We start from the raw sequence: 21372 nt of genomic DNA, 5'->3' as shown, positions 1-21372 counted from the left end.
GTCACTTTGACAATACTGTACATCCGTCACCCGGCCAAGGCGTCCACCGACAGCGCGCCTGCCTGCTCCTTCGTGCTGGCCGGCGACGGCGGCGCCTTGCTGCAGCAGGGCAGCGCGCCGCTGGGCAGCCTGGGCCAGCTGATCGCCGGCGCGAAGCAGGTGGTGCTGCTGCTGGCGGCGGCCGACGTGACCCTGCTGCGCCTGAAAACCCCGCCGCTGGCCGGCGCCCGTTTGCGCGCGGCCTTGCCGGGACTGGTGGAAGAACACATCCTCGGCGACGCCCAGGATTGCCTGCTGGCCGCCGGCGCGCCCGACGCGTCCGGCATGCGCACGGTGGCCGTCGCGCAGCGCGCCTGGGCCGAGGTACTCGTGAAAGCCTTGCTGGCGCAGGGCGCGCGCAAGGTGGCGCTGCTGCCTTCGCAGCTGTGCCTGCCCTTGCAGCCGGGCAGCGTGACGGCATCCTTGCACGCGGCCGGCGACGGCCTGGAACTGGCCTTGCGCCAGGCGCCGCAAGAGGGCCTGGGCCTGGTCTTGCCGGCCCAGCCGCAGCAGGCGCTGCTGACGACGCGCGCGTTTGCCGGCGACGTGCCCCTGACGGTCTATGTGGCGCAGGCCGAGTTGGCGCAGTATCAACAGCTGGCCGCCGGCATGGACGGCGTGACGGTGGAATCCGACCACTGGGCGCACTGGATCGCCGGCGCCAGGGGCGCGGGGCTGGACCTGGCGCCTGCCTTGGGCACGGCGACGGGATCGGCCACCGAGTGGCGGCGCTGGCGCTGGCCGCTGCGCTTGGTGCTGCTGGCCGTGGTCGTCAACCTGGCCGGCATGAATATCGAATGGATGCGTTTGAAGCGCGAGGCCGCCACCGTGCGCACCTCGATGCAGCAAACCTTTAAGGCCGCGTATCCGAACGAAGCGCCCGTGTATGGGCTGGAAGCGGAGCAGATGCGGCGTAATATCGCCGCCGCCCGCCTGCAAAGCGGGCAGGCAAGCATGGATGACTTCACCAGCATGAGCGCGGCCCTGGGCGAGGCGCTGGGCGGCTTGGCCGGGCGCGGCGTGGTGGCCTCGCTGGAATACCGCGAGCGCAGCCTGATCGTCAAGCTGAAGCCGGACATGGTCGACGCCAGCGCCCAGGCGCAGGTGCGCGACGGCCTGGCCGCGCGCAAGCTGGCCTTGAATGAAACGGCGCCTGGCGTGTGGAAGATCACGCCGGCCACGGGAGCAAAAGCATGAGTGCAGCAGTGAACAAGGCGCGTGCCGCGTGGATGGGGCGGCAGCAGGCCGTGCAAGCCTTCTGGGCCGAGCGCACGCAGCAGGAGCGCAAGCTCTTGAGCATCGGCGGCGTGGTGGCGGGGCTGGCCCTCGTCTACGCCGTGTTTTTTGAACCGGCCTGGACGGGCCGCATCGCCTTGCAAAAGAGCTTGCCCGAGCTGCGCCAGAATGCGGCCCAGCTGCAGGCGCTGGCGCGTGAAGCGGGCGAGCTGGCGCGCCAGGCGCCCGTACAGGTGGCACCCATGAGCCGCGATAGCCTCGACGCCTCGCTCAAGGCGCGCGGCCTGGCGCCGCAATCGCTGTCGCTGACGGGAGAGTACGCGCGCGTGCAGTTGAACGGCGTGCCGTTCGCCAGCGTCATGCTGTGGCTGGACGGCTTGCGCCGCGAAGGTCGCATCGCCGTGCAGGAAGCGAAGATCACGGCGCAGACGGTGCAGGACAAAGCGGTGGCGGGCCTAGTCGACGCCAGCCTGACCCTGCACCAGAGCCCGGGCGCGGCACGATGATGCGCCTGCTTGGCTGGCTGCTGGCCATCATCGTCAGCGTCTGCGTCACCCTGCTGGTGTTTTTCCCGGCCGGCTGGGTCGCTGGCATCGTGGAAAAGCAGACGGGCGGACGTTTGACCTTGGGCGACGCGCAAGGTACCCTGTGGCGCGGTTCGGCCTTTGTCGGCGGGGCGGCCAGCGCGAACGGCGCCGTGACGCCCCTGCTGCCGGGGCGTTTCAGCTGGCGCATTTCTCCCTCGGTGCTGTGGGGATCGGCGGACGTGGAACTGCAGAATCCGCAGGCGCTGTCGCAGCCGGTGAACCTGCGCGGCTCGTGGTCGCACTGGCAGGTCAGCCCGGCGGCCCTGCTGCTGCCGGCCGACGGCCTCGGCGGTCTCGGTGCGCCGTTAAATACCGTGGCGCCGACGGGCAGCATGCGCCTGTCGTGGAGCACCTTGCAGCTGGCCCTGGAGCAGCGGCAGTTTTCCGCCATCGGCCGCACCACCCTGCAGATGACGGACATGGCCTCGCGCCTGTCGTCCTTGCGTCCGCTGGGCAGCTACGAGCTCGATTTCGATTGGCAGGGGCAGCAGGCGAGGTTGACCTTGCGCTCCATCAAGGGACCGCTGCTGCTTGACGGCAGCGGCAGCCTGCAACAGGGGCGCATGCAGTTTTCCGGCCAGGCCCAGGCCGCAGCAGGATATGAAGAGACCTTGGCGAGTTTGTTGAATTTGCTGGGACAGCGCCGTAGTAATAGCGAAAAAAACATCATCGCCTTAGAGTTCAGACAATGAAAAAAACATCCGTGAGCCCAATTACCTCCTCCTTCTCGCTGCGCCGCCTGTCGGCCGCCGCCTTGCTGTGCTGTTCCGTGGCCGGCATGCCGGCGCCCGTCTGGGCCGCGCCCGGCGATGAGGCGGCGCTCAATTTCGTCGGCGCCGACATCGAATCGGTGATCAAGGCGGTGGGCCATTACACCAACATCAATTTCGTCATCGACCCGCGCGTCAAGGGCACGATCACCTTGGTGTCGGAAAAATCGATCAGCAAGTCGCAAGCCTTCGGGCTGCTGGCTTCCGCACTGCGCCTGCAAGGCTACGCGGTGGTCTCCGGCGACGGCTATGCGAAGGTGGTGCCCGAAGCGGACGCCAAGCTGCAATCGGTACCGACCCAGGTGGGCAATGGCAGCAGCCAGGTGAAGGGCGACCAGATCGCTACCCAGGTGTTTTACCTGAACTACGAATCGTCGGCCAACTTGCTGGCCGTGCTGCGCCCCCTGATTTCGCCGAACAACACGATCAATGCCAACCCGGGCAACAACTCGCTGGTGATCACCGATTACGCCGATAACCTCAAGCGCCTGGCGAAAATCATCGCCGCGCTCGACGTGCCCGCCTCGACGGACCTGGACGTGATCCCCGTGCGCTATGCCATCGCATCCGACCTGGCCTCGATGGTGAATAAACTGATGGAAGGCGGAAATGCGGGCGCCGCCGCAGGGGCAGACGCGGGCAAGGTCTCCGTGCTGGCCGACCCGCGCACCAATTCGCTGGTGCTGCGCGCGCCGTCGGCGGCGCGCGCCAATCTGGCCAAGTCGCTGATCTCGAAGCTGGACCAGCCCACCACGCAGCTGGGCAATGTGCACGTGGTGTACCTGAAAAATGCGGACGCCACCAAGCTGGCGCAGACCCTGCGCTCGGTGGTGACGTCGGACGGCACGGCCGCCACGGCGCAGCAGGGCGTCGGCAACCAGAATACGAATAACCAGATCAGCCAGAACAACAGCGGCATGAACAGCACTGGCCTGGGCGGCAATACGCAAAGCGGTACCACGGGCGGCGCATCGCTGAGCAACGGGCCGCAGCAGCTGTCGTCGGGCGGGGCGGCCGGTTTCATCCAGGCCGATGCTTCTACCAACACCCTGATCCTGACCTGCAACGAAGCCGTCTACCGCAACCTGCGCGCCGTGATCGACCAGCTCGACGTGCGTCGCGCCCAGGTCTACATCGAGGCGCTGATCGTCGAAGTGACGTCGGCCAAGGCGTCCGAATTCGGCGTGCAATGGCTGGGGCTTTCCGGCGACAGCACCAGCAACTACCGCGTGGGCGCGCTGCAGTCGTTCGCCAGCGGCACCAACAACAATATTGCCGCCATCGCCACGGGTGGTGGCAAGACCCTGCCCACGGGCGGCCTGACCCTGGGCATCTTCAAGCAGATCAACGGCGCTTTGGGTCTGGGCGCCGTGGCGCATGCGCTGGAATCGGACGGCAACGCCAACATCCTGTCGACGCCGAACCTGATCACCCTGGACAACGAGCTGGCGACCATCAAGGTGGGCCAGAACGTGCCTATCCTGACGGGCCAGTACACGAGCACGGCCGGCACCAACACGAATCCGTTCCAGACCATCGACCGCAAGGAAGTGGGCCTGACCCTGAAGGTGCGTCCGCAGATTTCCGAAGGCGGCACGATCAAGCTGGGCATCTATCACGAGACGTCGAGCGTGGACAAATCCACGTCGACGGCCGTCAGCGGCATCACCATCAACAACCGCGTGATCGAAAACAATGTGCTGGCCGACGATGGCCAGATCATCGTGCTCGGCGGCCTGATCGAGGACAGCACGGGCGACAATGCCGAGAAGGTGCGCGGTCTGGGCGACATTCCCGTGCTGGGCAACCTGTTCAAGTACCAGACGCGCGAGCGCAAGAAAACCAATCTGATGATCTTCCTGCGCCCCGTCATCGTGCGCAACAAGGAGCAGAGCGGCAGCCTGGCGGCCGACCGCTACGATTACATGCGCTCGGCCGAGACGGCCGCCGTGCCGGCCACGGGCAACCTGATGCTGAAGGACCTCGGTACGCCTGTGCTGCCGGCCCTGCAGGATGGCCAGCCCGTGGGCGGCAACATGGTGACGCGCCCCGTGCCGCCGGCACCGACGCCGCCAGGCGCGCCGGCCAACGCGGCCACGCCGCCGCAGCCGCTGCTGCAGCAGTATCAGCAACAGCCGCAGAAGTGATGGGGCAGTCATGAGCAATCTGCTTCCCTACGCCTACGCGCGCGATTTCGGCTTGCTGGCGCGGCCCGGCGCGCAGGACGGCGCTCCCGTCGAGGTGCTGGTGGCCGCATCGACGGCGCCGGCGGCCATTGCCGAAGTGTCGCGCCGTTTCGGCCAGATTCAATTGACGGTGCTGCCGCGCGGCGAGCTCGATGCGGCCATTGCCGGCGCCTACGCGGGCGGCGGCGGCGATGCGTCGCAGATGGCCGATGAATTCGACGCCGACCTCGATCTCACCAAGCTGCTGCAGGACGTGCCGGCCATCGAGGACTTGCTCGAATCGTCAGACGACGCGCCCGTCATCCGCATGATCAACGCGCTGCTGACGCAGGCGCTGCGCGAAGGCGCGTCCGATATCCATATCGAGCCGTTCGAGCAAACGTCCGTCGTGCGCTTCCGCATCGACGGCAGCCTGCGCGACGTGGTGCGTCCGCGCAAAGCCATCCACGGCTCGCTGATCTCGCGCATCAAGATCATGGCGCAGCTCGACATCGCGGAAAAACGCCTGCCGCAGGACGGCCGCATCACCCTGCGCGTGGGCGGCAAGCCCGTCGACGTGCGCGTCTCGACCCTGCCCACGGGGCATGGCGAACGGGCCGTATTGCGCTTGCTGGACAAGGAAGCGGGCCGCCTCGACCTGCAGCACCTGGGCATGAGCGCGCCCATGCTGGCGCAGTTCGATGGCCTGATCACGCAGCCGCACGGCATCGTGCTCGTCACCGGTCCCACCGGCTCGGGCAAGACGACGACCTTGTATGCGGCGCTGTCGATGCTCAACGCCACGACGACGAATATCCTGACGGTGGAAGACCCGATCGAGTACGACCTGGCCGGCGTGGGCCAGACGCAAGTCAATCCGCGCATCGACATGACCTTTGCCAAGGCGCTGCGGGCGATTTTGCGGCAAGATCCCGATGTGATCATGATCGGCGAGATCCGCGACCTGGAAACGGCGCAGATCGCCGTGCAGGCGTCGCTGACGGGCCACTTGGTGCTGGCGACCCTGCACACGAACGACGCGTCGGCGGCCGTCACGCGCTTGCTCGACATGGGCATCGAACCGTTCCTGCTGTCGTCGTCTCTCTTGGGCGTGCTGGCGCAGCGGCTGGTGCGCAAACTGTGCGGCGCGTGCAAGACCTTCGATGGCCAGTACTGGCAGGCGGTCGGCTGCGAACATTGCGGCCAGACCGGCTACCAGGGCCGCGTGGGCGTGTATGAATTGCTGCGCACGACGGAGCAGATCCGCGCGCAGATCCACAACCGCGCTTCGGAAGCGGAAGTGCGCGCCGTCGCCCTGCAGGACGGCATGACGAGCATGCGCGACGACGGCGAACGCTGGCTGCGCGACGGCACCACCACGCAGGCCGAATTGCTGCGCGTGACCAAAGACTAGGCCCGCCACCATGCCCGCATTCCGCTATGAAGCCGTCGACGCCCAGGGCGCCACCCGCAAGGGCGTGCTCAATGCCGACAGTCCCCGTTCCGCGCGCGCCGAGCTGCGCGTGCAAGGCCTGGTGCCGCTGGCCGTCGAACCGATCGCCGCGCAGGTCGATGCTGCCGGCGTCACCAGGCGGCGCGGCTTCGGCGAGCGCCTGTCCAGCACCGAGCTGGCCTTGTTTACGCGCCAGCTGGCCAGTTTGCTGGAAGCCGGCCTGCCGCTGGAGCAGGCGTTTTCCGCGCTGCTGGAACAGGCCGAGCGGCCGTATCTGCGCGACCTGATCGCCTCGATCCGCTCCGAAGTCATCGGCGGCGCCGCGTTTTCCGACGTGCTGGCCCGCCATCCGCGCGATTTCGCCGAGATATATCGGGCGCTGGTGGCGTCGGGCGAGCAGATCGGCCATTTGTCGCGCGTGCTCTCGCGCCTGGCCGACTATATCGAACGGCGCAATGCACTGGTGCAGAAGGTCAAGCTGGCGTTCACGTATCCGGCCATCGTCACGGTGGTGGCGTTTTCCATCGTCATTTTCCTGCTCACCTACGTGGTGCCGCAGATCGTTTCCGTATTCGCCAATACCAAGCAAAAGCTGCCCATGCTCACCGTGATCATGCTGGCGCTGTCGGACTTCGTGCGCAATTACGGCATCGTCGTGGCGATCGCCCTTGCCGGCGCCTGGTTCGCCTGGCGCCGCGCGCTGCAGCAGCCGGCATTGAAACGGCGCTGGCATACCTGGCTGCTGACGGCGCCTTTGTACGGCAAGTTCGAACGCAGCCTGAATACGGCGCGCTTTGCCAGCACCCTGGCCATTACCACGGGTTCCGGCGTGCCTATCCTGCGCGCGCTCGACACCAGCCGCGATACCTTGACCAACGTGGCGATGCAGGAACTGGTGGCTGACGCCAGCGGCGCCGTGCGCGAAGGCGTGAGCCTGGCGCGCGCGCTGTCGGCGCAAAAGCATTTTCCGCCCATGCTGATCCACATGATACGCGCGGGCGAAATCACGGGCGAGCTGCCGGCCATGCTGGAACGCGCGGCCAGCGCGCAGGAGCAGGACCTGGAGCGCCGCACGCTCACCATTGCGGGCCTGCTGGAGCCGGCCCTGATCCTGGCCATGGGCGTGGTGGTGCTGCTGATCGTGCTGGCCGTGCTGATGCCGATTATCGAAATCAATCAGCTCGTCAGATAAGAAAACCAAGGAAGCCATGAAGCGTTTGCCTCAATTTACAAGTTTGCTCGCCGTCGTGGCGCTGTCCGTGTCGCTGGCCTACTGGGCCATGCAGCTGTTCAAGGCGCCGCAGCGCCCCATCAATCCACCGGCCGTACCGGTGGTGCAGGATGCCAGCGTGGAGGCGGGCGCCTCGCTGTTCGGCGGCCAGGTCAGCGTGGCCACGGCCAGCAATTACCAGCTCAAGGGCGTGGTCGCCGCCGGCAATGGCCGCGGCAGCGTGGCCATCATCTCGACCGATGGCAAGCCGTCCGTGGCCTTGCCGGAAGGCGCCGAGGTGGTGCCCGGCGTGACGGTGCTGGAAGTGCATGCGCGCCACGTGCTGCTGCGCGATGGCGGCGTAAGCAAACGCATCGACCTGGTGGCCGACGACAAGGCGCTGGCCCTGCCGGGGCCAGTGTCCGCCACCCCCGCGCCGGCACCAGCCCCCGCGCCGGCAACGAACCTGGTGCCGCCGCCGCTGCCGATGGAACAGCAGCGTCCGGCGACCGTGATGCCGGCGCCGCCGCAGGTGACGACCAGTACGCCACCGCCGTCGAATTAACGCTAATTAACGCTGTTCTTATCGTATTTTGCCGATGGCGCCATGCCGCCGTCGCGACAGGAGTCTTCATGTTCTCGATCCGTGCCGTCCTGGCGGGCTGCGTGGCGGCGCTGTGCGTCTTGCCGCAAGCCGGCGCCGCCGCCGACGTCCCCGCTGCCGCCGCTTCCTCCGCTCCCGCACTGGCCGTTTCTGCGCCGGCGCCGGCGCGTCCGCGCATCGCCCTCGTGCTGTCGGGCGGCGGCGCGCGCGGTCTCGCGCATATCGGCGTATTGAAAGTGCTGCAGGAGCTGCACGTGCCGATCGACATGGTGGTGGGCACCAGCATGGGCGGCGTGGTGGGCGGCGCGTATGCGGCCGGCGCTTCCGTGGCGGACCTGGAAAAGATGGCGCGCGAGACCAACTGGGCGCGCGTGGTGGCCGACCGGCCGCCGCGCGACGAACTGGCGTTCCGCCGCCGGGAGGAAGATTTATTGCTGCCGTCGCGCATCGAGTTCGGCACCAGTCGTAACGGCATTTCCACGCCGCCGGCGGCGGCCAGCAATGCGGCCCTGGAAATGGCCTTGAACCGGCTGCTGCCGGCCGGCATGCGCGACCGTCCCGCCAGCCAGCTGCCGCTGCCTTTCCGCTCGGTGGCGTCGGACCTGGTCAATGGCGAGCTGGTGGAGCTGGTCGATACGCCCCTGTTCCTGTCGATGCGCGCCTCGCTGGCCGTGCCGGGCGTGTTTGCTCCCGTGCGCGTGAACAACCGCCTGGTGGTCGACGGCGGCCTGGTGCGCAACCTGCCCGTCGACATGGCGCGCGCCATGGGCGCCGACATCATCATCGCCGTCAACGTGGGCACGCCGCTGGCGCCGGAAAAAGAGCTGGGCAGCGCCATCGGCGTGGCGCAGCAGATGCTGCAGATCCTCACGGAGCAGAACGTGCAGCGCTCGCTCAAGGAGCTGCAGCCGCAGGACATCCTGGTGGCGCCCGACCTGACGGGCGTCAGTTTCCTCGACTTTGAAAACTATGCGCGCGCCATGCGCGCCGGCGAACAGGCGGCGCAGGCACTGGCCGCCCGCCTGGCGCCGCTGGCGCTGTCGCCGGAACAGTATGCGGCGCGCGAGCAGCTGCGCCTGGCGGCGCCGGCCCTGCTGGACGTGGCCTTGCCGCTCACGCGCCTGGCCGTGGAAAGCGAAGGCGATATCAATCCGCGCATCCTGCAGGCGCAATCGGGCCTGGTGGAAGGGCAGGCCGTCAGCCAGGAAGATGTGCTCAAGGCGGCGGCCAGGTTGTATGGCCGCGGCGACGTGGCGCGCGTGGAGACGGAAGTGGTCGACGCAGGCGAGCAGCGCGCCGTCACCATCAAGGCGGTCGAAGCGCCGTGGGCCAGCAGCCGCTTGCGCGTGGGTCTGGAAATGGCCAGCGATTTCAGGGACAGCAATACCTTTGCCCTGAAGCTGCTGCATGTGCGCTCGAACTTGAACAGCTGGGGCGGCGAATTGCGCAGCATGGTGCAGATCGGCACGGCGCGCAATTTCGGGGTGCAGTACTGGCAGCCGCTCGGCGCCGGCAACCCGTGGTATATCGCGCCGTCGATCCAGTACACTTCCCAGGCGGTCGACCTGTTCGACAAGGGACGGCGCAATGCGCGCGTCGCCTACAGCGGCCAGGGCGCCAGCCTGGTGCTGGGGCGCCAGTTCGGTTTCTGGGGCGATCTGCAGTTCGGCGTCACGCGCAGCGAAGTCAAGGCGGACATCAGCATCCCCGCCGACCCGAGCTACCCCAAGGAGCGGGCGCTGGGCACCAACCAGTTCGTCCAGTTCCGCGTCGATACGCTCGATTCGCCCGGTTTCCCTACGCGCGGCGTGCTGTTCGACGCCACCTGGACGCGCTCCGCGACCACCGGTACGGGCGAGTCGGGCCTGGGGCGCTCCGCCATCACGGGCCTGAAGGCGTTTGGCAGCGGCAATTGGGCCGGCCATGTGTATGGCGAATGGGCGCGCGCGCAACGGGGCGAGGCGCCGCTCAGCCTGGGCGGCTTCCTGCGCCTGTCCGGCACGCAGTTCGAGTCGGTGACGGGGCGCAGCGTGGCCCTGGCGCGCTTCGTGATGGCGCGCCGCATCGGTTCCCTGCCCAGCACCCTGGGTGGCGCGGTGCGGGCCGGCTTTTCGCTGGAAATGGGCGGCGGCTTCGATCAGAGCGAGCGCTGGAAAGCCACCAAGTTCACGCAGGCCAGCAGCGCCTTCATCTCGGTCGATACGCGCTTCGGTCCCGTGTATGTGGCCTCGGGCGCATCGAAGGGCGGCGAGAGCACGCTTTACCTGTTCCTGGGACCGGTCTGGTAAGGCGCCGCCGGGGCGGCGGACGCCGAGCTGCGGCGCAGGGCCGTGAAGGCGGCAAATTCCCATGAGCGAAAGCCCAGCAGCAGGGTAAAGCCGTCGCGTTCCTGCGGCGGCAGGCGGCGGTCGTTCTGATGCAGGCGCGCCAGTTCCTCGGCCAGCTGGCGGATCTTCTGTACCAGCTCCTGTGCGCTCGACAGCGACAGGCGCGCCGGGATGCACATCAGGGTTTCACCGGCGCCGTCAAAATGCCCGCTGAAATAATCGGCCACCACATATTCGCGGAAGTACTGCTGCACCGGGCCGTCGGCCAGCCAGTGGAAGGCGTTCGAGACGCGCAGGCTGTAGCGGTTCAGCGGCTTGAGTTCGATCAAGCCCAACCGGTCCAGTTCGGCCAGACAGCCGATGCATTCGGCCTGCGTCAGCGCATACGTTTCCACCACCTGCTCCAGGCTCCAGTGGCCGAGGCAGCAGATCGCCACCAGCAGCAGACGCGGATGCGCCACCAGCGACTTTTCCTGCACCAGGGTGAGCGTGTCGGCATGCGGCGTGATGTCGGCCGCGCCGCGCAGCACGTCTTCCATGGCGATGCCCGATGCCTTGCAGATCAGGGCCAGGCGCGACAGCGACATGTCGTGCTGGCCAAACATGCGCTTGACGCTCGACTCGCTCATGCCGATGCGTTCGGCCAATACCTTGTACGTGATGCCGGCGGCGCGCAGTTGGGTGCGCAGCACGCGCAAAACCAGTTCAGGTGAACTCACGGAATATCCTTTTTGGTAAGTTTGGTAGCGGGTGGCGGTACCGAATGTAGCCCTTAATGGAACTTTGCACAAGGTGATAGTACTTTTCGGCAAAAGCGATGACACTCCCGCTTGTGGCTCGCGCAGCGCGCTACAACCAGGCAATCCATCCACTTGTAGAGGTTATCCATGTTCCCATCTTTCCGTTTCCCCGCAGCGCTGCTGGCGCTGGCCGCCATCGCTCCCTTGCACGCCGCCGCCGCCGAACCGGCGCCGGGTCCCTTCTATGCGGGCGCCAGCTACGGCTTTCGCGCCAGCACAGGCCTCGATTGCATCGCCGGACAAAGCGATTGCGACAAAAGCAGCAAGCGCAATGGCAAGGCCTACCTGGGTTACAGTTTCGACGCGCTGCCGTTTCAGGGCGGCGTGGCCCTGCCTTCGGTTGAGCTGGTGGGGTACATGGGCGGCGAGGTCAAGTCCGGCTTCGATACGGACGCCGGCAAGCGCGCTGGCCGCGGCAAGTTCACGGGCCTCGGCATTCAGGGCGTGCTCGGCTACCAGTTCGACGCTTTTACCCTGAGCGGGCGCGCCGGTGCGGCATACACGCAGGGCAAGGTCGATTATCTGGGCGGCGGTTCGGACAAGAAGGACAAGATCGGCCTGACTTACGGCATCGGCGCGGCGTATGCGCTGAACCAGAACTGGTCGCTGCACCTCGACTGGGACCGCGTGCCGGTCAAATACAGCAGCAAGCAAACGACCAAGGTCGACATGTTTTCGCTGGGCGCGTCCTATCGTTTCTAAGGGGATGATGCTGCGGCAGAGAGTGGCCTGATGGCGGACGCCCTATGAAAAGGGTGTCCGCGGGCGGCCTATTTGTCCGTTTCGACTTTCAACAGCAATTTCGCCAGCAGGCGTTTTTCCTGCTGGCGCTGGCCGGACACGGTCTTTACGTGCGCCCCGGCGGTGCGCTGCAGGGCGGCCGTGGCGACGGGGTTGCGCGGTTTTTGCGAGGGTTCGACGCGGAACTGCATTTTCTGCCGCGTCGCCAATGCCTTGTTTGCCATCGGTCCCTCCTTGATTACAGCACGTAGCGCGACAGGTCTTCGTTGACCGACAGCGCTTCCAGGCGTTCGTTGACGTAGGCGGCATCGATCACCAGCAGGTTTTCCGTACTGCTGCTGCCTTCGCTGGCCGTAAACGACACTTCTTCCAGCAGCTTTTCCATCACCGTGTGCAGCCGGCGCGCGCCGATGTTTTCCGTGCGCTCGTTGACCGAATAGGCGATTTCCGCCAGGCGCGTGATGCCTTCCGGCGCGAATTGCAATTTCAGGTTTTCCGTCGCCAGCAAGGCTTCGTACTGCATCGTCAGGCAGGCGTCGGTGCTCGTCAAAATGCGCTCGAAGTCCGCAATCGACAGCGATTCCAGCTCCACGCGGATGGGGAAGCGCCCCTGCAGTTCCGGGATCAGGTCCGACGGTTTCGACAAATGGAAGGCGCCCGAGGCGATGAACAGGATGTGGTCCGTGCGGATCATGCCGTACTTGGTGTTGACGGTCGTGCCCTCGACCAGCGGCAGCAGGTCGCGCTGCACGCCGGCGCGCGAGACGTCGGCGCCGCCCGATTCCGAACGCGAGGCGATCTTGTCGATTTCGTCCAAAAACACGATGCCGTTCTGCTCGACGTTCTGGATGGCCTTCTGTTTCAGCTCGTCTTCGTTGAGCAGCTTGGCCGCTTCTTCCTCGACCAGCAGTTTCAAGGCTTCCTTGATCTTGACCTTGCGCGCCTTCTTGCGCTGCCCGCCCACGCCCGAGAACATGGACTTGATCTGCTCCGTCATTTCTTCCATGCCCGGCGGCGCCATGATTTCCATCTGCGGACCCGCCTCGGCCAGCTCGATCTCGATTTCCTTGTCATCGAGCTCGCCCTGGCGCAGGCGCTTGCGGAAGGTCTGGCGCGTGCTGTCGCCGCTGCCCGTGTCCACGGCCGCCGCTGTATTCGGCGTGAAGCCGAAGTCGCGCGCCGGCGGCACGAGAATGTCGATCACGCGGTCTTCGGCCGCATCTTCGGCGCGGGCGCGCACTTTCTTCATTTCCAGCGCGCGCGTCTGCTTGATGCCGATGTCGATCAGGTCGCGGATGATGGTGTCGACGTCGCGGCCCACATAACCGACTTCCGTAAATTTGGTCGCTTCGATCTTGATGAAGGGCGCTTCGGCCAGCTTGGCCAGGCGGCGCGCGATTTCCGTCTTGCCGACGCCCGTGGGGCCGATCATGAGGATGTTCTTGGGCGTGATTTCATGGCGCAGGGGCTCGGCCACCTGCTGGCGGCGCCAGCGGTTGCGCAGGGCGATGGCGACGGCGCGCTTGGCCTTGGCCTGGCCCACCACGTGCTTGTCGAGTTCGGTGACGATTTCCGACGGGGTCATGTTCATGATCATAGTTAGCTTTCTGTCTTTCTTTTGCGTAGAGTGCCCGAAAAACGTTCAGGGCAAGGCGCTTGGCCGCAGGCAGTACCTTTTTGTACGCCCAGGCCATGCAACGCAGCCATGGGCGTTTTCTCGGGGACTCTTAGTCCAAGGTCTCGATAATGTGGGACATATTGGTATAAATACAGAGTTCCGCGGCGATGGTCAGCGATTTCTTGACCACCTCGGCCGGCGACAAATCCGTGTTTTCCTGCAGCGCCTTGGCGGCGGATTGGGCGTAGGTGCCGCCCGAGCCGATGGCGCCGATGCCGTCTTCCGGTTCCAGCACGTCGCCATTGCCCGTGATGACCAGGGTCGACTCACTGTCGGCCACCAGCAGCATCGCTTCCAGGCGGCGCAGCACGCGGTCGGTGCGCCAGTCCTTGGCCAGTTCGACGGAGGCGCGCAGCAGATTGCCCTGGTGTTTTTCCAGCTTGCCTTCAAATCGGTCGAGCAGGGTAAAAGCGTCGGCGGTGCCGCCGGCAAAGCCGACCAGGACCTTGCCCTGATACAACTTACGCACTTTGCGGGCCGTGCCCTTCATGACGATGTTGCCGAGCGTTACCTGGCCGTCGCCACCCAGGGCGACTTGCTTGCCGCGCCGGACGCAGAGGATGGTGGTGCCGTGAAATTGTTCCATAGTGACCTCAAAAGATTCGTGCCGATGCGTGCAAGGCCATGCGATTGCGCGCCCATGGGCCAAAAGTGGGGATGGAAAAGGCAATTGCAAGCGCCACTTGCCACTGCCGTGCCTGCTTCAGTGTAGTCGGCGCGGGACGAAAAAAAAGCACGCAACCGAAGGTTGTGTGCTTTTTTATGCGCCATCGCGGGGCCGCCGGAGCGGCCGCGCAAGGGGCGGGGCGATCAGTCGCCGTAGAGTTTTTGCTTCAGTTCACGGCGTTGCTGGGCTTCCAGCGACAGGGTGGCGGTGGGACGGGCGATCAGGCGCGGGATGCCGATCGGCTCGCCCGTTTCCTCGCACCAGCCATAGTCGCCGGCGTCGATGCTGGCGATCGATTGCTGCACTTTTTTCAGCAATTTGCGCTCGCGGTCGCGCGTGCGCAGTTCCAGCGCATGCTCTTCCTCGATGGTGGCGCGGTCGGCAGGGTCCGGTACGAGCACGGTTTCACGCAAGTGTTCCGTGGTTTCGCCGGCGTTTTTCAGCAGGTCTTTTTCGAGCTGCTGCAGGCGCGCCTTGAAGAATGCCAGTTGTGCCGGATTCATGTAGTCATCTTCGCTCATGGCGCGAATTTGGTCTTCGCTGATGAGAGGGATGTCTTGGTTGGCGGCCGGGGTCGATTTATTAGTTTTGGTCATAACTTCGCTTACCTTCGATACGACAGAGTTTTCAAATTGATCAGTTGATGCGGCGATACCGAGCAACTGTACAGGTTCCGCTTGGCATTGCTGTCCCGCTGTACTGCGTGCGACCTTGGCTTGCCGGCGAAAGCCAGGACTACCGGCCGGCCATGGTGCCATGTTGATAACTTTTTACCGCTCTATGCCTGTCGCGCTCTGTGCGCGACAACGGGCGTGTTGGGTGGATCGCTTGCATGCCTGGCATGCGGCCAGCGGCAGTTTGCCAGCATTTCATGACAGGCTAACGACATGGGCCGTTTTCGTCGCTGATTTTGGCACGCTTTGCCTTATATTGCCATCCCGATTTGTTGACTAGCCGATCAGGGACGGCTACTTGTTGGTTTATGCCAGCAAGATCGGTGTCGGGCAGCGGGAAAGCGTGCTTAACTTTCCCTTTTGTTTCTGCTTTGCAAAGGATACTTTGCAAAACCCGGCTAGTTTATACCAAACATTGTTCGAGTCCGCGAATAAAAATGTCTTTTGGTAGATTTTTGCCAATAAAGACCATTTTGCTGCCACGTACTTCGTGTTCGCCCCATTTGGCGCCCAGGTCGCTGCCCATCAGCTGGTGCACGCCCTGGAAGACCACCTTGCGTTCGGCGCCCTGCATCAGCAGCACGCCCTTGTAGCGCAGCATGCGCGGTCCATACACTTGCACCAGGCCGCCGAGGAACTCGTCGAGCTTGGCGCTGTCGAACGGTTGCGTGCTCTTGAAAACAAAGGCGGCGATGTCGTCGCTGTGCTGCGCATGGTGGTGGTCGGCATGACCGCAATCGGTGGCGCAGGCGTCGCTGTGCTCATGCGCGTGCTCATGGCCGTGCGCATGGTCGTGATCATGCACGTGCGCCGTCTCTGTCTCCAGGAAATCCGGGTCCAGTTCCAGCTTTTCATTCAGGTTGAAACCGCGGATGTCGAGTACCTCGGCCAGCGGTGCGCGGCCGAAATCGACCTTGGCGATGGGCGCGCGGGGATTGATGCGCTTCAGGCGGCGCGTCAGGGCGGCCACGTCGTCTTCACTGACGAGGTCGGTTTTCGACAGCAGCAGCTTGTCGGCAAAGCCCACTTGCCGCTGGGCTTCCTCGTATTCATCGAGTTGCTTCATCGCATGACGCGCATCGACCACCGTGATGATGGCGTCGAGCATGTAGTGGCTGCCCACTTCTTCGTCGACAAAGAAGGTCTGCGCCACAGGGCCGGGATTGGCCAGGCCCGTCGTTTCGATGACGACGCGGTCGAACGCCAGCAGTCCGGCGTCGCGCTTGCGCGCCAGTTCCGTCAAGCCCACGATCAGGTCGCCGCGCACGGTGCAGCAGATGCAGCCGTTGTTCATCTCGATGATGTGCTCGTTGCTGTCCTGCACCAGGATGTCATTGTCGATGTTTTCCTGGCCAAACTCGTTTTCGATCACGGCGATGCGCATGCCATGGTCTTCCTGCAGTATGCGGTTGAGCAAGGTGGTTTTGCCTGCGCCCAGGAAGCCGGTGAGGATGGTGGTTGGAATCAGTGCCATGAAGGATGCCTATGCTGTAATCGGTGGTGCCGCCGCGCAAGCGGAAGAATGCGGACGATTATGCCGGAATTTTGTAAAAGCTTGCAAATGCGCGCCGATCCGCTTGATATGGATCAGGCTGGCCAACGAGCGCGGCCTACTTGACCTTGGCGCGCGGGTGCGCCTGGTCGTATACGTGCGCCAGGTGCTGGAAATCGAGGGCCGTGTAGACCTGGGTCGAGGTGATGCTGGAATGGCCCAGCATTTCCTGCACGGCGCGCAAGTCGCCCGACGATTGCAGCACGTGCGAGGCAAACGAGTGGCGCAGCACGTGCGGGTGCACATTCGCGGGAATGTCGGTCGCCAGCGCGTGCGCCTTCAGGCGCAGCTGCAGCACACGCGGCGAGATGCGCGTGCCGCGCGTGCTTAAAAACAAGGCAGCGCTGCCATCGGCCGCTGGCGGGCGCACGGCCAGCCAGGCCGTCAGGGCCACGAGGGCTGCCTTGCCGACAGGCACCTTGCGCATCTTGTTGCCCTTGCCTGTGACGATGACTTCGAAGCTGGCCATGTCGAGCCAGCCCAGCGACGCCTCCCGGCCGTTCTCGGCCTTGCAATAATGGGTGTCCAGGCTGGTCAGTTCGGATACGCGCAAGCCGCTTGAATACAGCAGCTCGAACATGGCGCGGTTGCACAGTTGCTCCGGCTCGGCAGCGCCTTGCTGGTGTTGCGCGGGCGCCACGAGGCGCACGGCGTCGTCCACCGACAGGGCTTTGGGCAAGGTCTTGGCCCGCTTGGGGGCGCGGATGCCGTCGACGGGATTGGCGTCGAGCGCCGTTTCACCGCTGAGCCAGTTGAAAAAACCGCGCCACGACGACAGCTTGCGGGCGATCGAGCGCGGGTCCAGGCCGCCTGCATGCAGCTTGGCCGTGTAGCGGCGCACTTCGTTGTGCGCCAGCGCCGTCCACGGCGTATTGCCGCTCAGTTCCAGCAGGGCGCGCAAGTCGCGCCCGTAGGCGTCCAGGGTATGCGGCGACAGCTTGCGCTGCGTGGCCAGCTGCGCCAGGTAGGCGTCGAGCCACTCTGCCTTGCCGCGCGCCGCATGCATGGCTGATTCAGGCAGGCGAGCCGGCGCGCAGCGCGGCCAGCGCGGCGCCGGCCGTGGCGCCGATATGCACGAGGAAATCCGTGCCCATGCTCGAGGTAAACCGTTCGCTGTCTGGCGAGCCCAGCACCAGCAAACCGAAGGTACCTGTGGTATTCGGGGCGCGCAGGGCGATCATGACGGTCGATTCGATCTTGTCAGCCTGTAACCAGTGCACGGCTTCGAAATCGCGGTTGCTGCCGCAGTACGGCGTTTGCAGGCTGTTGGCGAACATGCGCACATCGGCCGTCACATCTTCCGTGAACCAGCCGTCGGCGTGTTCCGGCAGCACTTGCCACAGGCGCAGGCTGACGTAGGGCACGTCGAAATTGCTTTGCAAGGCATCGACCAGCACGCGCGGCATGTCCGCATCGTTGCGCACTTGCAGCATGGCCTGGTTCCAGCCGTGGAACTTGCTGGCGATATCGCCATTTTCCTCGGCCAGGCGGCTCAGCTTGGACATGCGCAGTTCGAGCGCCTTGTACTTGTCGCGCATCACTTCCATCTGCCGCTCCTGCAGCGAGATAGTGCGTCCCGTCAGCGGGCTGCTCAGCTTGACCTCGCCGAGCAGCGCGGTATGCTCTTCGAAGAACGTCGGATGCTCGCTCAGGTACTGGGCGACGGTGCTGGAATCGAGTGTGGCGGTCATTGATAGTGTCAGAAGATAGAAGGATGAACACTTGATTCTAACCGAGAGTGCGCCGCAATATGGAGCAAAAGCGCGCGCCCATGAAAAAAGCGGCATGGTTGCCCATGCCGCCTTGCTCCGTCTGGCGAGTCACGTCACCCGTCGCGGGAGACGCGCGATGCCATTAGAAGTTGTGGTGTACGCCGATGCCGACGTAGTTGACGCTTTTCGCAACGTTGTAGTTGATACTGTCAGCAACAGCGGCTTTTTTGTTCGAGATATCTGCATATACGTAGGTGCGCTTCGACAGATTGTAGTCATAGCCCAGCGATGCTTGCTTGGTTTTGACGACGCCATCGGGCGTTTTCTGGCCATAGCCGGCGCGGATCTTGCCCGGGCCTACGTCGTAGTTGGCGCCCAGTACCCACGATTTGGTGCCGGTATTGATGATTTTGAAGTCATCATCTTTCTGGTGCTGGATCGACAGCATGACTTTCAGCTCAGGAATAGGATTGACCGAGGCAGCAACCGACCACAGCTTGGCTTGCAAGCCATTGCGCTCGTAGGCAGCCATGGCGGCAAATCCAGTCGAGGTGTACGTTGCGGAGATCGAGTACGGGGTCGACGTCGGCGCCACGTTGGCTGCCACGGCACGGTTGCCCGAAGCAAATGTTACCGAGTTGCCCGGCGCGCGCGCTGGTACTGCGCTGTTGTTATTAGCTTCCTTGGCAGCAACGGTGGCGTTGAGCTGGAAGCCATTGAACACTGGCGTGTTGTAGAACACGGCGTTCGAGAAGCGGTTACGCGAGTTGCCTGGTGCGCTCAGCGGATCGCTGGTGTAGCCGGCGACGGTCAGGTCGGTCTGAAAACCGGCTGGCGTAGGCATGCCCGACCATGGTTCGAACGAGGTGCTCACTTCCTGGTATGCGGTCAGGCCACGGCCCAGGCGTACGGTACCGAAGTCGCCTTGCAGGCCGACGCGGCTTTGACCCTGGAACAGCGGACGCGAATTGGCGCCCGACGTGTTTTCTACGGTGCCGGTGTCGGATTCATAGCGAATTTCCAGTTGGAAAATAGCTTTCAAGCCATTGCCCAGATCTTCCGTACCTTTGAAGCCCAGTTTGTTGTTGTCGCGCTTCGTGACAGCGGTGGTCGAACCAGTCGCTTTGCCCAGGCCTGCATCGATCGTGCCGTAGATTTGGACGGACGACTGCGCTTGTGCGGTTGCGGCAAAGGCGCCGAAGAGTGCGAGGGCAACGAGTGATTTTTTCATGTCTTCTTCCCTATTTAAAAGTGAGTTCCGTCCGAGATCCGAGCAGATTGAAATGCGCTGACTGTCGCGTTTCGATGAATGAACCTTAATTCGTCGGCGCGCAAGACGCGTGGGATTGGTCAAATATGCGTGAAAAGATTGGTGAAAAGCGGCATAACTGCATGCCCCTGTTGTATTTTTGTAACGCGCGATTTCTGCCAGTCCTGCGCCGATGGACAAGGTTCTCCCATCGCCACCGTAGCGGCGCCTTGCAATCTTGGCATGTCCAGGCCGAAGGATTGTTGCGTTGAATCAAGTTCTTGCGGTCGCTTTGGCGGATTTACGACACAAGGACGTTACACTAAGGGACGGCCTGCACTGATGGGCCTGGAGACGACTCACTATTATTAGAATCATTGACTCAATATCGAGAATCGATGGCAAATCGCGAAACATTAGGATTGATCAAGGGGGCACGTGCTGGCGACGTGGCTTGCCAACTGGCGTTGGGACGGGTGTATCTGTTTGGACAGGGTGTGCCGCAAAGCTTGCCGACGGCCTTGCACTGGCTGGCGCGGGCGGCCCAGGAGGATAGCGAGGAAGCGTGCCGGCTGATTGGCACCCACGTGCCTTTCGAAGTGGCGCAACCGGCAGCCAAGGCGCTGATCCCGTATTACGCGCAAGCGTTCGATGCGGGCCTGGTGCAGGCGGGTCTGGTACTGGCGCAACTGGTACTGGGCAACGCCGCCAGTCACTGTGAAGCCTTGCGCGCCAAGGCGCGCGTGGCGCTGGACGCTGCCGTACGCGCCGGCTTGCCCGATGCGCAATGGTTGTTGTCGCTACAAGAAAAATCATCGGCAACACTGGGGCCGGCCACCAGCGTGGCTGGCGAGCTGGCCTTCGATGGCGACGCGCCGCTGCACGCCTGGCTGGAGCAGGCTTGGCGCCAGGGCAACCATGCGGGTTTTCTGTCGCAAGGCTTGCCGCTGGCGCGCGAGCTGCTGCAGCGCCAGGCCGCCGCCGGGGCGCGCACGATCGCCCTCGGCGCGCAGCAGGTGTTGTTGCTGTCGCGTTGCGCCCAGGCATTGGCGCCTGGCGGCGATGCCGAGGGCTGGCAGTGCTGCGAGCTGGCCGCGCATGGCGGCGACCGCACTGCGCAGCTGGAGCTGGGACTCGGCTATGCGCGCATGGATGCGCACGGCCAGCGCCTGGCCACGCGCAACGGCGCGGCCAATTTCAAGCGTGCCGTGCGCTGGCTGACGCAGGCGGGCGAGCAGGGACTGGCCGAAGCCTGGTTCGTGCTGTCGCGCATCTATACGAAACCGGAATTTTCCCAGCGCAATGTCGTCGAAGCGCATTTCTGCCTGGAGCGCGCGGCCGACCTGGGGCATGGCCCGGCGCAGCTCGAGTGCGGCATGCATGCCTGGCGTAACCGCCGCGACGGCGTCAACAACGATGTGCGCGCCGCGTATTGGCTGCTGCAGGCGCAGGCGCAGGGCAGCCGTGAAGCGGAGGCGGCGCTGGCGAAAATCGCGCCTCGAGGCGAGCCCGGCGACTGGGGCCAGTGCGCCGCCATGCACGCCGACGGGCATGTGCGCCAGCTGGGCCAGAACCACCCCCTGCTGGCGGCGCGCCTGGAACTGGCGCGCTGCTTTCATCTGTCGCGTGCCGAGGCCTTGCTGCTCGATATCCATGCGGCCGACCAGGGCCATTGTCTGTTGATCGATATCAGCGCCACGCATGGCCGCGGCAAGCGGCGCCTGGTGCTGATCCGCACGGCGCAGGAGCGCCAGCTGCTCGATCAGGTAGTGCGCCTGTTCGAGCGCGTCGATTGCGGCATGGCGGGACCGGAAGGCAATTACCGGCAGCGCCTGTATCGCTTGAAGTGCTACCTGGCGGAACTCGATGTGGTACAGGAACAGCAGTTCCTGGCGGCCTGACTTTTAC

General features: G+C 64.6%; 19 protein-coding genes. 10 read left to right on the top strand and 9 right to left on the bottom strand.

What is annotated here, in order from left to right; translation table 11 throughout:
* The first annotated feature begins 6 nt into the window (after positions 1 to 6).
* The 8 genes from gspL to CSQ95_RS00285 all read left to right on the top strand — a co-directional run bounded on the left by gspL (position 7) and on the right by CSQ95_RS00285 (position 10352).
* Positions 7 to 1236 (top strand): type II secretion system protein GspL, encoded by a 1230-nt coding sequence (gspL, locus tag CSQ95_RS00320; protein ID WP_257217901.1) that lies wholly within the window; start codon positions 7 to 9, stop codon positions 1234 to 1236.
* Positions 1233 to 1781, top strand: coding sequence for a type II secretion system protein GspM (gene gspM, locus CSQ95_RS00315; protein WP_070289481.1), 549 nt, complete (start codon positions 1233 to 1235; stop codon positions 1779 to 1781). The genes gspL and gspM overlap by 4 nt, the downstream gene beginning before the upstream one ends.
* The gene (locus tag CSQ95_RS00310) at positions 1778 to 2554 is read left to right on the top strand and encodes a type II secretion system protein N (protein ID WP_099408041.1); all 777 of its coding nucleotides are present in this window, start codon (positions 1778 to 1780) and stop codon (positions 2552 to 2554) included. Before gspM ends, CSQ95_RS00310 begins: the two co-directional genes overlap by 4 nt.
* Entirely contained in the window at positions 2551 to 4779 is a 2229-nt protein-coding gene (gspD, locus tag CSQ95_RS00305) for a type II secretion system secretin GspD (RefSeq protein WP_099408040.1), read from the top strand. The genes CSQ95_RS00310 and gspD overlap by 4 nt, the downstream gene beginning before the upstream one ends.
* A 10-nt stretch (positions 4780 to 4789) precedes the next feature.
* Positions 4790 to 6211: a type II secretion system ATPase GspE gene (gene gspE / locus CSQ95_RS00300; protein WP_099408039.1), complete on the top strand. Its 1422-nt coding sequence runs from the start codon at positions 4790 to 4792 to the stop codon at positions 6209 to 6211.
* 10 nt (positions 6212 to 6221) lie between these two features.
* On the top strand, positions 6222 to 7442 hold the full coding sequence (gspF, locus tag CSQ95_RS00295; RefSeq protein WP_099408038.1) for a type II secretion system inner membrane protein GspF: 1221 nt from the start codon (positions 6222 to 6224) through the stop codon (positions 7440 to 7442).
* A gap of 16 nt (positions 7443 to 7458) precedes the next feature.
* On the top strand, positions 7459 to 8025 hold the full coding sequence (locus CSQ95_RS00290; protein WP_099408037.1) for a type II secretion system protein N: 567 nt from the start codon (positions 7459 to 7461) through the stop codon (positions 8023 to 8025).
* A 68-nt stretch (positions 8026 to 8093) separates the two neighbouring features.
* Complete coding sequence (locus CSQ95_RS00285) at positions 8094 to 10352, top strand: patatin-like phospholipase family protein (RefSeq protein ID WP_099408036.1); 2259 nt, start codon at positions 8094 to 8096, stop codon at positions 10350 to 10352.
* Here CSQ95_RS00285 and CSQ95_RS00280 read toward each other — a convergent pair.
* Complete coding sequence (locus CSQ95_RS00280) at positions 10325 to 11110, bottom strand: helix-turn-helix transcriptional regulator (protein WP_070220862.1); 786 nt, start codon at positions 11108 to 11110, stop codon at positions 10325 to 10327. The genes CSQ95_RS00285 and CSQ95_RS00280 overlap by 28 nt on opposite strands.
* 168 nt (positions 11111 to 11278) lie before the next feature.
* Between CSQ95_RS00280 and CSQ95_RS00275 the strand changes: the two genes are divergently transcribed.
* A complete protein-coding gene (locus CSQ95_RS00275; RefSeq protein ID WP_070220860.1) occupies positions 11279 to 11893 on the top strand; it encodes an outer membrane protein in 615 nt (204 codons plus the stop codon).
* Positions 11894 to 11961: 68 nt separating this feature from the next.
* Here the strand turns inward: CSQ95_RS00275 and CSQ95_RS00270 are convergent, their stop codons facing one another.
* The 8 genes from CSQ95_RS00270 to CSQ95_RS00235 form a co-directional block, all read right to left on the bottom strand.
* Positions 11962 to 12156 carry a hypothetical protein gene (locus CSQ95_RS00270; RefSeq protein ID WP_070220858.1) on the bottom strand — a complete coding sequence of 65 codons (195 nt, stop codon included), beginning with the start codon at positions 12154 to 12156 and terminating at the stop codon, positions 11962 to 11964.
* Positions 12157 to 12170: 14 nt separating this feature from the next.
* Positions 12171 to 13523 carry an ATP-dependent protease ATPase subunit HslU gene (gene hslU, locus CSQ95_RS00265; RefSeq protein ID WP_070220905.1) on the bottom strand — a complete coding sequence of 451 codons (1353 nt, stop codon included), beginning with the start codon at positions 13521 to 13523 and terminating at the stop codon, positions 12171 to 12173.
* Between the two features lie 136 nt (positions 13524 to 13659).
* Positions 13660 to 14196 carry an ATP-dependent protease subunit HslV gene (hslV, locus tag CSQ95_RS00260; protein ID WP_010394217.1) on the bottom strand — a complete coding sequence of 179 codons (537 nt, stop codon included), beginning with the start codon at positions 14194 to 14196 and terminating at the stop codon, positions 13660 to 13662.
* 224 nt (positions 14197 to 14420) lie between these two features.
* The gene (gene dksA, locus CSQ95_RS00255; protein WP_034753066.1) at positions 14421 to 14873 is read right to left on the bottom strand and encodes an RNA polymerase-binding protein DksA; all 453 of its coding nucleotides are present in this window, start codon (positions 14871 to 14873) and stop codon (positions 14421 to 14423) included.
* 481 nt (positions 14874 to 15354) lie between these two features.
* Positions 15355 to 16425: a GTP-binding protein gene (locus CSQ95_RS00250; protein WP_099408035.1), complete on the bottom strand. Its 1071-nt coding sequence runs from the start codon at positions 16423 to 16425 to the stop codon at positions 15355 to 15357.
* Positions 16426 to 16561: 136 nt separating this feature from the next.
* Positions 16562 to 17509: a tyrosine recombinase XerC gene (locus tag CSQ95_RS00245; protein WP_099408034.1), complete on the bottom strand. Its 948-nt coding sequence runs from the start codon at positions 17507 to 17509 to the stop codon at positions 16562 to 16564.
* A 7-nt stretch (positions 17510 to 17516) separates the two neighbouring features.
* Complete coding sequence (locus CSQ95_RS00240) at positions 17517 to 18194, bottom strand: DUF484 family protein (RefSeq protein ID WP_070220852.1); 678 nt, start codon at positions 18192 to 18194, stop codon at positions 17517 to 17519.
* 163 nt (positions 18195 to 18357) lie between these two features.
* Positions 18358 to 19665: a porin gene (locus CSQ95_RS00235; RefSeq protein ID WP_306532442.1), complete on the bottom strand. Its 1308-nt coding sequence runs from the start codon at positions 19663 to 19665 to the stop codon at positions 18358 to 18360.
* A 197-nt stretch (positions 19666 to 19862) separates the two neighbouring features.
* On the opposite strand from CSQ95_RS00235, the gene CSQ95_RS00230 reads away from it, so the two are divergent.
* On the top strand, positions 19863 to 21365 hold the full coding sequence (locus CSQ95_RS00230) for an SEL1-like repeat protein (protein ID WP_099408033.1): 1503 nt from the start codon (positions 19863 to 19865) through the stop codon (positions 21363 to 21365).
* Positions 21366 to 21372 lie beyond the last annotated feature (7 nt).

This window comes from Janthinobacterium sp. BJB304 (assembly GCF_002735765.1).
Taxonomy (GTDB): Bacteria; Pseudomonadota; Gammaproteobacteria; order Burkholderiales; family Burkholderiaceae_D; genus Janthinobacterium.
Note: the sequence above shows the minus strand (reverse complement) of the source record. Positions and strands in the feature narration are given on the sequence as shown.